Below are 11,879 nucleotides of genomic sequence, written 5' to 3' on the forward strand. Positions count from 1 at the left end.
ATCCCCTGACGACGAGCGCCATATGTTGGTTTAGTAACAAGGGGATTTTTATAGGCGGCACACGGGATGTGTGCCGCTAGAAATGAACTTCTACTTATTTAACTGGTTTTAGGTCCAGTACGTGAAGTAGACGTTCTGGGATACCAGCCCAAATGTTTGGACGGCCCTTAGGATTTTCTTCGTTCCACCAACCAGTGAAGCGAGTTGTGTTGTATTGGTACATGTAAGCACCAGACATCACAGGGATAGTCACTTGGTCTTGAGCGATGATTTGCTGAATACCGTGAGCGATTTCTAGCTGCTCTTGCTTGTCAGCTGTCTTGTAGAAGCTGTTTAGAAGACCATCTAGCTTGTCGTTCTTGTAGAAGTGCATCGCGAAGCGAGGCATACCGTCACCAGATTGTAGTGCTGAGTTGTAAGCACTGTTCCAGTAAGTGTATGGGTCTGCACCGTGGAAGTAGTTGGTGTACGCAACGTCGTAAGTACCTTCAAGCATTGCTTGGTTGTACACAGAGAAGTCTGGTGTACGAGCACGTGCTTTGATGCCTACTTCTGCAAGTTGCTCAACAGCAAGCTGTACAGTGTTGTTGAAGTCAGTCCAACCGTTTGGAGATTGGATTAGTAGCTCGAAAGACTTACCAGATGGCGTGTCAACGAAACCGTCTTTGTTTACATCTTTAAAGCCAGCTTTCGCTAGAAGCTTCTTAGCACCTTCAGCGTTGTACGAGTTGTAACCTTTGTACTTGTCGTGAGTCTTCTCGTCAGACCAAGCTTCGAATGCGTAGCCAAGACCAGATGCGAAGTCGTTCACTGTACCGCCGCCGTAGAATGCGATATCAATGATAGTTTGACGGTCAAGAGCCATAGAGAATGCGCGACGGAAGTCAACGTTAGTTAGTGCTTCGTTTTTCGCTGCATCTGGGTTCTTGAAGTTTACTACGAACGCTTGAGTACCTGCTGGCGGGTACCAGTAGTGGTGTTTAGGGCTCGCTGCTGCGTAAGTGCGGTCGATGTCTGGAACGAATGAAGAAGTCCAGTCCATTTCGCCGTTAACAATCTTACCTAGGAACTGGTCATTGTTCGCGATTTGAGGAACACGCAGACAGTCAACGTCTAGGTTCGCTGCATCCCAGTAGTTCGGGTTTTCACACTGGATGTATAGTTGCGGAGTGAAAGTGTCGATCTCTGTAAATGGACCAGTACCTACTGGGTTTTCGTTCGTGAACGTTGAAGGATCTTTCACTTTGCTCCATACGTGCTTAGGTACGACAGGTACTTTAGCAATTTCGTAAGGAACGTTTGAGTTTGCTTCGCTTAGACGGAATTTAACTTTGTAATCGTTAACTTTCTCTACGCCAGTAACCCAAGAGTTGATACCAGATTGGTCTAGTTCTGGCTTATCTTTAACTAGGTTGAAAGAGTAAACAACGTCATCAGCGGTAAACGCTTGACCGTCAGACCATTTCACGCCTTTACGAATATCGAAAGTTACGCTCATTAGGTCGTCAGACATTTGGAAGTTTTCTGCTAGACGGAATACTGGCGTGTTGCCGTGCATTTCGTTGAAAACAACTAGCGGCTCGTAGATAAAGTCAGTAGTTGTGTGCAGGTTAGTTGCACCCAAGAAAGGGTTAAAGTTACGAACAAAAGTTGTAAACTCTTTAGGGTGGATAGTCAGTTCACTGCGCTCAGCGGCTGTAGCTACTGATGCAAAACCTGTAGTAGCCGTTGCAATAATTGCTGTTGCTAGTGCTGTTTTTTTAATATTGGCAAGCATAGCTGTTCCTTACTATTTGCTTTCATTTCACTAATGGAATTGAATGTCATCAATTGATAAACACTCTCTAAGGCCCACCTCTTTGCTTCACTTCAATTTGCGTCGCTCTAAGAGTGGCCTGTAGGCCTTAGGCAGGAGTAAGAAAACACCTTATCCACAAAATAATCAAACTCGATTCCCGTTAAAAACGTTAAAAACCACATCAACTACGTCATAAACGTCATTTTGCTTGTTTTTAAGTCAATCCAGATGAAAAAATAAACGTTGATATGCGTCGCAGTTTATATCCTCATTAATGTTGTGTGTTAGTGGTTACTTACCCGCTTGGTAAATACCGGTCAGTGTTTTCTGTTGTTGTACGGTATTGGCGATCTGGCTCACACCTGAAAATTTTGTTAATTAACTAGGTGAAATTTAATCTGCCGTTCTGTTGTGATTGACTTCGCAATCTGTATCAAATGTTGCTCAATTTTCCCTTGTAGAGGAAAAATAAGTAAGTTTTGACAGCAAAATTTGGCTACTGATTATGCTTTTTTTATTCAGGAAAGGAAGTGATTTGAAGGCACTTTTGAAGAAAGTTATGAGTTAAAAATGACGATGAAAAGTGTGGTATTGGAATCGCTTTGGTTAAGCGCTTCATACGTGTTTTTGATAGCTTGCTTCCAGCTTCTTATACGCTAAATGCTCAGCCTCATCTTTGCTCTGTACGCTAAATCGCTTGTTTCTTACTACGAGTAAGGGGAAGCATGGCAGTGCAATTGATAAAGGCAGGGATAAAAAAGCCCCGCTGAGTCGCGGGGCTGGTATTTGGTGATTTTCGTTAGCTCGTAAGGAGTCTTTGCATCTTATCGCGCTGTGCCTCTATGTAAGCGCGTTCTGGGCTTTGTTCTTTACAGTGCTCCAGAATGAATTCAATTGAGCTTAGTACTGTCCTCCAGCGCGGTGTCTTAGGCAAAGTCTCAATACGCATGTATTTATCGAGCGTACGTGTTTGCAATGTACTGCGGTCGAGGTAGACGCGCCATAAACCACTTTGTTCAGCAAAGGCAAACTTGGTTTCTCCAGTCACCGATTCCCAATATTCCAATGCATGAGTCATCGTATCGACTAATACTTCGCGCATCAGCTCTTGTTTGTCCTTCTTGTTACCCAATGCTTTATCAGCAAGGCGAGTAAACTCACCGCCAAGTTCTTTCAGCTTCTGCAACTGGTCTTTGTCACCATCAAATGCGTAACTTGAAAGTACTTCAACGGCCGTCTCGAGGTTATGGATACGAGCTGCATTCGCGCCGCCTCCTACATTGAAGATATACATGACATCTAAACCAGAGCCTTCAGGCAGCTTGAGGATGTCTGCTTCAATGTTTTGACGAATATCTTCGATGTAGATATCAATCTTGCCACAGTAGTGCGGCTGCTTAACCGTAAGGAACTTAGGTGCAATTAGCTCATCAGCGGAAGAACGTTTTAGCTGTTCTAGGCTACGTTTAAATAGCTTACATGCTGCTTCGTTAGCAAAGCGAATACGTTGATCTTCACGAAGACAAATAATCGCCTCAGGTGCCGATTCTAGCTGTTCTAGCAGTCTACCTTGTGTCTCGAGCAGGCTGGCTTCGACTTCAGCACGCTGGCGTAGCTCCGATTCCAGTAACTTGTTCTCGATGTGGCGCATTTCAGCCTGACTTGCCGTCAAGTGGGCCTGAATACGTGCCGCGAGCTCTTGCTTATTAAATGGTTTGGTTAGGTAATCGTTCGCTCCCGCTTCAAAGCCCCTAACGCGGTCTTCGGTTTGGCTTAGCGCTGTGAGCATAATGATTGGCAGCTCTGCATGATCGTAAGTTTCACGCAGTTCACTACAAACCTGATAGCCACTCATGCCTGGCATCATAATATCCAGTAGCAGCAACTCAGGCTTCTCTTGTTCAATTAAAGCGAGTGTCTCAGGGCCGTCTGAAATGGTACGAACTCGGTAGCCTTCAAGTCTTAAGAAGCTTTCAAGAACGCGCAGGTTGACGGGCTCATCATCAGCAACGTACAGCAATGGACCATCTGGGTTTTCAGGTAGAGACAAGTCGTCATTGTTGTCAAAGTTCGCTTCTGGAATTTGGAAATGCCCGCGAGCGGCAAGGCTTTCAGTCGCTTTGATTTCTTCTTCACTAGCGAGTGGCAAGGTGAAGCTGAATGTCGTTCCGACCATAGGTTGGCTGCTGACATACAATGAACCGCCCATCAACTCGATAAGTTGACGGCTGATTGATAGACCTAGACCTGCACCTTGACGGTAGCGACTAGCATCTTGACCTGCTTGGATGAGAGGTTCGAAGATATGTTCTAGGTGTTCAGCTGGAATACCCTGACCAGTATCGACCACTTGTACTCGGACTTGATCGTCTACAACGGTCGCTGAGATAACGATTTTGCCTTCTGAAGTGTACTTAATAGCGTTGCCAATCAAGTTATACAGCACTTGTTCCAAACGCTGAGGGTCTGCTGAGACTGCTTTCAGATCCGCTGGCACTTGGTTAATGATGCGGATGGTTTTGTTACCCAATAGGTGACCAGAAAGCTCCAGCACCAAGCGTGTTGCACTGGCTAGGCTCACTGCAGACTTTTGGATATCCATGCTGCCGTAGCGCATCTTGTGGTAATCCAATAGATCATCAACGAGGTTTGCTAGGCGCTGACCACTTTTGATGATGATGTCCAATTGGTACTTCTGGCTCGCAGGTATCGCGCCATTTGCACCAGACACCAGTGTCTCTGCAATGCCAACCATACCGTGCAATGGTGTGCGTAACTCGTGAGAGGTTGTCGCTAGGAATTCATCTTTCAGCTTATCTGCCAACTGCAATTCTTCGTTTTGCTTTTGGATCAGTTTGATGTTGCTCTCTAGCTCTTCGTTTTGTTGCTTGATGGTTTGGATCTTTTCACGAATTGAACGCTGCATACGCTCAAAGCTGATTGCGAGTCGACCGATTTCATCTTTACGCTCTGTATTAAAGGTGGTTTCGTCCAGATCGCCGGCAGATACTTTCTCTGCTGCCCAAGTCAGCTTAAGCAGCGGAGAGGTGATGAAATTAGATAAGTAGTGTGAAGCAATCACAACCAAGATGATCGCTATTAGCATCGCAATGACAAACAGCTTCTCGAGCTGATGGACACGTGCAAAGGCCTCTTTCTCAGGAAGCTGTACAACGAGAGCCCAAGTGAGACCGCGAGTCTCAATAGGTGCAAATGCCGCAATCATCTCTTCGCCTAAACGGTTGCTGTAAGTGCCCACTTCCGTTTCGCCAGCTAAAGCTTTGTCGACGATCTCTAAACTGTTTTGGATGTCTTCTTGCTTGGTGTTGATGGTACGAGGTTTGTGGTCACTGCCAACTAATAAGGTATCAATTGAAGAGTCACGATTGATTTCTGCAATCAGCTTTGTGATGCCATTGTTCGGCAAGCGGAACATTGCATAGCTGTGCAGATAGCCTTGCTGAACAATAGGCGCACCCAACCAAGCGACTTGCTTACCGTTTTCAATATCAAAGTCGGATACCACGACAGGCGTGTAATCTTCATTCACTTTTCGGCGCGCGCTCACATCCTCGGAGAGGCGTTTAAATGTTTTTCCCAAAGCGGTGTCTTTGTAACGGCCGCTGAGGAGGTTGGTGCCGAAGTTATCATCTTTATTGATCGAATAAGTAACATTACCGTCGATATCAACTAATAAAATATCGTTGAAATCAGAGCGCTTTAATAGCTCTAGGTAAGCCCAGTGATAACGTTTATGCAGAAGACGATAACGCTCACTGCCAACGTAGTTGGAAGATTCCGGTAAAATCGACGTTTTGATTTGATCGCCGCTGCCTTTGATATAGCGTTGCTGTGCATTCTCTCTTGCTTCATCGATGTCGTGGCCTAATCGGCTAAAGGCATTGACCAAACCGTAGAAGCGCCCGCCACTGGCATAAGCCAATTCTGAGCGAACAAAGCCCATAACTTCGGTTTCTTGAGCTGCAAAGTAGTCGATGATCTGTTGTTGTTTGGTATCACGGACTGAGAGCAGATGGGATGTGCTCTGTTCTTCCAAATCTTTACTGTGGGATTGGAGGAAGAAAATAGCAGTGATCGTCAGTGGCGTAATACTAAGAACCAAAAACGCGGTCATTAGCGTGCTTTGCAGGCGCTTAAATTTCTGCTTTTTGTAGAATTTAAACATGGATAAGATTACAACTCATTAAAGGGTAGCGACCAATTTACTGGGGCTTACCGAGGTTCTCGTTAAAACGGACAAGAAGTTAAATGCGATAGAATTAACAAAATTAACGAGTTTTTTTTCTTTGACAAGAAAGTTGATTGCAAAGCGTGGGGAGCGACGCAGTTTTTCGTTGAGTTGGGCGGTTTTTGGCAAAGAGTTGCGCAGGATTTCACCTGCGCAACCAAGGGTTAGGATTTTTTCGCGTAGTAGATAGAGAATTTGTTGGTCTTATTTAGCGTCTCGCAATTATTGAAGGCTTTCTCAATAATTGGCGGATACTGCAAGAAACTGTTCGCCACAATGATCATTTCACCGTTGGCCGTCATGTACTTTGGTGCTTGACCTAACAGAGTTTCTGCTGCGTTGTAGTTGGTGTCTAAGCCACTGTGGAATGGTGGGTTACTGACAATAAAACGGTAGTCTTTAGCCGTGTCTGAGTAGATATCTGAGGCAAAAACACGACCTGATAACCCATTCGCCTCGAGTGTTGCTTGGCTAGAGGTAATGGCATAAGCGTTAATATCACACATCTCAATCGCGATCTCTGGGTTTGCTTTAGCCATAAATGCACCCAGCACACCAGCACCACAACCAAAGTCGAGTACCTTGCCTGAAAGCTTAGGTAAGGTTTCAAGCAGAAGACGACTGCCTAGGTCAAACTCACCATGGCTAAATACACCAGGTAGACTCTTAACGGTAAGAGATTGTTCACCGAGTGTAATTTCGTAAGATTTAAACCAGTCGGCTTGATTGAACGGTTTTGGTTGGTTAAGGCAAGTGCCCCAGTAAAATGAACAGCGACGAGCAGAGTCGTATTTTTTAACCGGGCCGTATTCTTTGAACATCTTCTCAATGCTCTTAATGCCTGAGCGGTTCTCACCAACGACGACGATTTCTGTATTGATGCCTAACTTAGCCATCAACATTGCCAGTAAGTATTCTGCTTCCGCCTTGGCTTTTGGCCAGTATAAAAGCACCATGTCTGCTTGAGTCTCAATATCAAACTCTGAACCAAAGTGACTCTTCACTTTGTCCGATGTGCGAATTTGACGGTAGTAGCTGTAGTTAGAAGTAAATACTTCAACAGACTCACAATGAGCTACTAACTCAAGAGGGAACAGGTCTTCAACTTCTCCAGCAACTAAAACGTGTTTGCCGTTGAAGTATTCAAGTTGGCGCTGAGCTATTTGGCTAGGAGCGATATAAGCAGACATAAATTTGGTTCATCAGAAATAATTAGGGCCAGATTTTCGCATAATCTGGCCCAAGCTTGAAGTGAATAAGCGGTCGTTAGCTATTGTCTTGTTGATTGAGGAAGTCTTTAAACTCCTCTTCGTAGATATTGAATAGCACCATTGTCACGGCAAAGATCAATGGCCCGTAAATAAGACCAATCAAACCAAATAGATGCAGACCACCTAACAGCGAGAAGAAGATCATGAGCGTGTTCATGCCTGCACTGCCTTGCATCAGCAAAGGGCGCAGCAGGTTATCGATCGAGCCAACGACGAGAACACTCCACACTGTTAGGAATATAGCCCAAGTTGTGTCGCCAGTTAGGAACAAGTAAGCGGCTGCTGGAATCCAAATTAGCGCCGTGCCAACTACAGGGATAAATGACGCAAAGCCCATCATAGTGCCCCAGAACAAGCCAGGGAAACCTGCGAGCCACATACCAATACCACCAGCAAAGCCCTGAGCAATCGCGGTTAAGAATGACCCCATTACAGCTGATTTCGAGACCTGTTCAATCTCTGTCAGGATCTTATCTTCTTGGCTGCGAGAGAGCGGCAGAATATGGCGCATCGCTGAGATGATCTTGTCGTGGTCACGCAATAGGAAGAACAACACGAACAGCATCAGGAAAAAGTCCATCAGGAAGTTGGTTGCATCCCCTAGGATTTTGGCACTGATAGCAACAAGGTTTGAACCAAATGATGTGGCGAATTGGCCAATTTTCTCAGCGATGGCTTGTGGTTCGATTTTGTCGAAAGGTAAGTACTCATTAACCAGTGCTAACCCTTTGACAACCCAAGGGTGTTGGAAGATATCTTGGATACCACCATTGCTTACCCACTTGTAGGTGTTTTGCGAAAATACCGACCCTTGCTGCACGATAGCAGCAAATACAAACAATAATGGAATCACAATAATAAAGGTGAGAACCACACAAGAGAGCAGTGAAACCAAGTTTTTGTGGTTTGGCAGTTTTCGTTCAAACCACTCATGTATTGGGAACATGAGTAGAGAAATAATAAACGCCATTACGATCGAGTTGATGTAAGGCTCGACCAATAAATAGCAGGCAAAAGCAGCGGCGAGCAGCGCAACAACTAGCACTCGATGACTCGACGTGATTTTTACATTATTCGGCATGTGATTAATCCAACTTACGGATGATTTATGTTTTACGCCTTATACCACAGCGCAAAATCTTTATTACTTTGCACCTACGATTCTTTCAAGCTTATGACATAGCTGAATTGGGAAGGGGCAATTGACCTTGTTATAATGACCACAAATCAGACGGTTATCAATCAAGAGATAGAAAAATGGGTTGTTGTAGCGGCGATAAGAAGTGCAAAAGTGAAAAGAAAGCCAAACGTATCCCTTGGTTTGGTATTGTTCTTGGCGTGTTAGCTATCCTCGTGATTGTTAATTGGCAAGCCTAATCCAGATAATAAAAAAGGACCTTGAAGGTCCTTTTTTGCGATTGGTGTTCTGGTGGAGAGCGCTTATTTTGCTTCTTCAGCCAGAATTGCGAAACAGCGATCAGCAGCTTCTAGTGTTGCATCGATTTCTTTTGAACCGTGAGCAAGAGAAGTAAAGCTTGCTTCGAATGCTGATGGTGCAAGGTATACACCGTGTTTTAGCATTAGGTGGAAGAAACGCTTGAAGCGCTCGACATCGCACTTAGTCACGTCTTCGTAGCACGTTACGGTTTCTTGGTCAGTGAAGAAGAAGCCAAACATGCCGCCCACTTGGTTTACTACCATTGGGATACCGTGCTTTTCTGCCAGTACTTTGAAGCCTTCAGCAAGTTGTTTGGTTTTTGCTGCAAGACGTTTCTCGTTGCCTTCTTCTTTTAGCAGGTTCAAACATGCAAAGCCCGCAGCCATTGCTACTGGGTTACCTGAAAGTGTACCAGCTTGGTAAACTGGACCTGTTGGCGCAACGTATTGCATGACTTCTTTACGACCACCGAAAGCACCTACTGGCATACCGCCACCGATTACTTTACCTAGCGTCGTTAGATCGGGCTTGATGTTGTAGTGTGCTTGTGCGCCGCCCAGTGCTACGCGGAAGCCTGTCATTACTTCATCAAAAATCAGTAGGGCACCTTCTTGGTCACAGATTTCACGTAGACCTTCGTGGAAACCTTCTACTGGTGGGATACAGTTCATGTTGCCCGCTACTGGTTCAACGATGATACATGCGATCTCGCCTTTGTTTGCTGCGAACAACTCACGCACTGAATCTAGATCGTTGAATGTTGCGGTTAGTGTGTGTTTAGCAAAGTCAGCAGGAACGCCAGGAGAGCTTGGTTGGCCAAGAGTTAGTGCGCCAGAGCCAGCTTTTACTAGCAAGCTGTCTGCGTGACCGTGGTAACAGCCTTCAAACTTCATGATTTTGTCACGGCCAGTAAAGCCACGAGCAAGACGGATTGCACTCATGGTCGCTTCTGTACCAGAGCTCACCATGCGGATTTGTTCCATTGATGGCACTAGCTCAGACACTAGCTCAGCCATGGCAATTTCCATTTCAGTTGGCGCACCAAAACTCAGACCACGTTGTGCAGCATCGATAACAGCTTCACGGATAACCGCGTGGTTATGACCTAGAATCATTGGACCCCAAGAGCCAACGTAATCAATGTACGCTTTACCATCGGCATCAAAAATCAGTGCACCGTCTGCTCGTTCGATAAATAGCGGAGAACCGCCAACGCCGTTGAATGCACGAACTGGTGAGTTCACACCGCCAGGAATGGTTTGCTGAGCCTTTTGATATAGCTCTGATGATTTGGTCATGGGGTTATCCTCTTTTGATTGCTCGGACCAAGTGGAGCGCATTGTACCTAGCTAATCTCAAGTTAGAAACGTTTTGGGTAATTTATGTGGGCACGGGCGATGTAAACTTACATATCAGCATCTGTTCTAAAGAATCAGCGGTGAATACTTGAACGAGTTTGTCAGGTATTGGATAATCGCTCTAATTAGCAAAAATTTGACGTCTCGCTTTAGGCTTGACGCATTACACGAGTGAGAGAGGTCTTCGTGAGCGAAGTAAACGTACCATTGTCTTTTTCTGATGCTGCAGCATCACGCGTTAAGGCGCTGATTGCAGAAGAAGAAAACCCAGCATTGAAATTGCGCGTATACATTACTGGTGGTGGCTGTAGTGGTTTCCAATACGGCTTCACATTTGATGAGAGCGTAAATGAAGGCGACACAACCATCGTAAACAGTGGCGTAACACTGGTTGTAGACCCAATGAGCCTGCAATACCTAATCGGTGGCGTGGTTGATTACACGGAAGGTTTAGAAGGAGCACGCTTCTTCGTTAATAACCCAAATGCGACGACAACTTGTGGTTGTGGTGCATCATTCAGTGTTTAATTAACACGACAACAGGCAGCCAATTGGCTGCCTGAGTTTTACGTAGCAGGGAGTCACGTAAACGCACTCCAGTTCCACAGAGGGCTGTGAGCTAAAAATAAAAAGGACTTTGTATGTCTGAAGTTTCTCTCGGACGACGCCTTGTCGAACGTCCATGGCTAGTTTCTTTAACACTGATTCTCGTACTTGCTGCATGGCTTGCAATAGGCCAACTTAAGGCGCAAGACGAAGCGAGTTTATTATCCTCCCCTCAATCCGATGACACGCCTGTTGCTAAGGTGATGTTCAACTCTTTTACCGCCCAGCCAACCAGTAAAACCATAGAGTTATATGGACGAACTGCGCCAAATCGACAAGCTCGCTTAGGGGCAGAAGTTGCGGGTAAGATCATTCGCTTGAACGTTCAGAAAGGGCAACGTGTTAAACAAGGGCAGGTGATTGCCAACATCGACGAGCGCGATCTCGATATTCAACTTAAGCGCGCTAAAGCAATGTTGCGTGTCAAAGAGAAAGAATTTAAAGCGGCAGAATCTTTGAAAAACCGAGGTTTGCAAGGTGAAGTTGCCTTTGCCACGGCACAAGCTGCACTTGTTGATGCTCGCGCAAACCTGAGTAATGTTGAAACCGCACTTAAAAACACCAAAGTCAGAGCGCCTTTTGACGGCATTCTTGACCATCGATTCGTTGAAGTGGGGGATTTTGTTGGTGTTGGCGATCCTATTGCGACCGTCATTGACTTAGAGAAGTTAGTCATTGAAGCGGATGTGAGTGAGCGTCATATCCAATATTTAAAACAAGGCCAGCAAGCTGATGTCAGAACCATTGATAACACCCACCATCAAGGTGTTATCCGTTATATCGGGCGCGTATCTTCTACTTCGACCAACACTTTCCCGATTGAGATTGAAATCAGTAACGATGAAAGTGCAATGCCTGCGGGTGTTAGCGCTGAGGTGGTATTGTCGCTAAGTGAAGTGATGGCAGTGAAAGTAACCGCTGCAATGCTCGCGCTCGATGAAGAAGGCAACCTTGGCATCAAGACATTACGCGATCAGCATGTCCACTTTGTTCCTATTCAACTTGTGAAAGCCGAAAAAGATGGCGTTTGGCTCTCAGGACTGGGCGACCAAGTGGACATCATCGTACTCGGGCAGGGCTTTGCTCGTGATGGTGATTTAGTGATGGCGACCAAAGTGGATGACGCCATTGAAGCTGCGAACCAGCAATAAGGAGGCAA

At 45.6% G+C, this 11,879-nt stretch carries 7 protein-coding genes; 2 read left to right on the forward strand and 5 right to left on the reverse strand.

Annotated features, from left to right (window positions below; all coding sequences use genetic code 11):
* Positions 1–94 precede the first annotated feature (94 nt).
* The 5 genes from KHO06_RS04060 to hemL form a co-directional block, all read right to left on the reverse strand.
* Positions 95–1,777 carry an ABC transporter substrate-binding protein gene (locus tag KHO06_RS04060; protein ID WP_212582132.1) on the reverse strand — a complete coding sequence of 561 codons (1,683 nt, stop codon included), beginning with the start codon at positions 1,775–1,777 and terminating at the stop codon, positions 95–97.
* Between the two features lie 820 nt (positions 1,778–2,597).
* Entirely contained in the window at positions 2,598–5,984 is a 3,387-nt protein-coding gene (locus KHO06_RS04065; protein ID WP_047481676.1) for a response regulator, read from the reverse strand.
* Positions 5,985–6,211: 227 nt separating this feature from the next.
* On the reverse strand, positions 6,212–7,237 hold the full coding sequence (rsmC, locus tag KHO06_RS04070) for a 16S rRNA (guanine(1207)-N(2))-methyltransferase RsmC (protein WP_045369770.1): 1,026 nt from the start codon (positions 7,235–7,237) through the stop codon (positions 6,212–6,214).
* Positions 7,238–7,313: 76 nt separating this feature from the next.
* Positions 7,314–8,399, reverse strand: a complete 1,086-nt coding sequence (locus tag KHO06_RS04075; RefSeq protein WP_005425277.1) for an AI-2E family transporter — start codon at positions 8,397–8,399, stop codon at positions 7,314–7,316.
* A 359-nt stretch (positions 8,400–8,758) separates the two neighbouring features.
* Positions 8,759–10,054 (reverse strand): glutamate-1-semialdehyde 2,1-aminomutase, encoded by a 1,296-nt coding sequence (gene hemL / locus KHO06_RS04080; RefSeq protein WP_005425271.1) that lies wholly within the window; start codon positions 10,052–10,054, stop codon positions 8,759–8,761.
* 246 nt (positions 10,055–10,300) lie between these two features.
* On the opposite strand from hemL, the gene erpA reads away from it, so the two are divergent.
* Both erpA and KHO06_RS04090 read left to right on the forward strand, forming a co-directional pair.
* Positions 10,301–10,642 carry an iron-sulfur cluster insertion protein ErpA gene (gene erpA / locus KHO06_RS04085; protein WP_005425270.1) on the forward strand — a complete coding sequence of 114 codons (342 nt, stop codon included), beginning with the start codon at positions 10,301–10,303 and terminating at the stop codon, positions 10,640–10,642.
* 113 nt (positions 10,643–10,755) lie between these two features.
* Entirely contained in the window at positions 10,756–11,871 is a 1,116-nt protein-coding gene (locus tag KHO06_RS04090; protein WP_212582133.1) for an efflux RND transporter periplasmic adaptor subunit, read from the forward strand.
* The last annotated feature ends 8 nt before the right edge of the window (positions 11,872–11,879 follow it).

The organism is Vibrio sp. B1FIG11, from assembly GCF_905175335.1.
In the GTDB taxonomy this organism is placed as follows: Bacteria; Pseudomonadota; Gammaproteobacteria; order Enterobacterales; family Vibrionaceae; genus Vibrio; species Vibrio campbellii.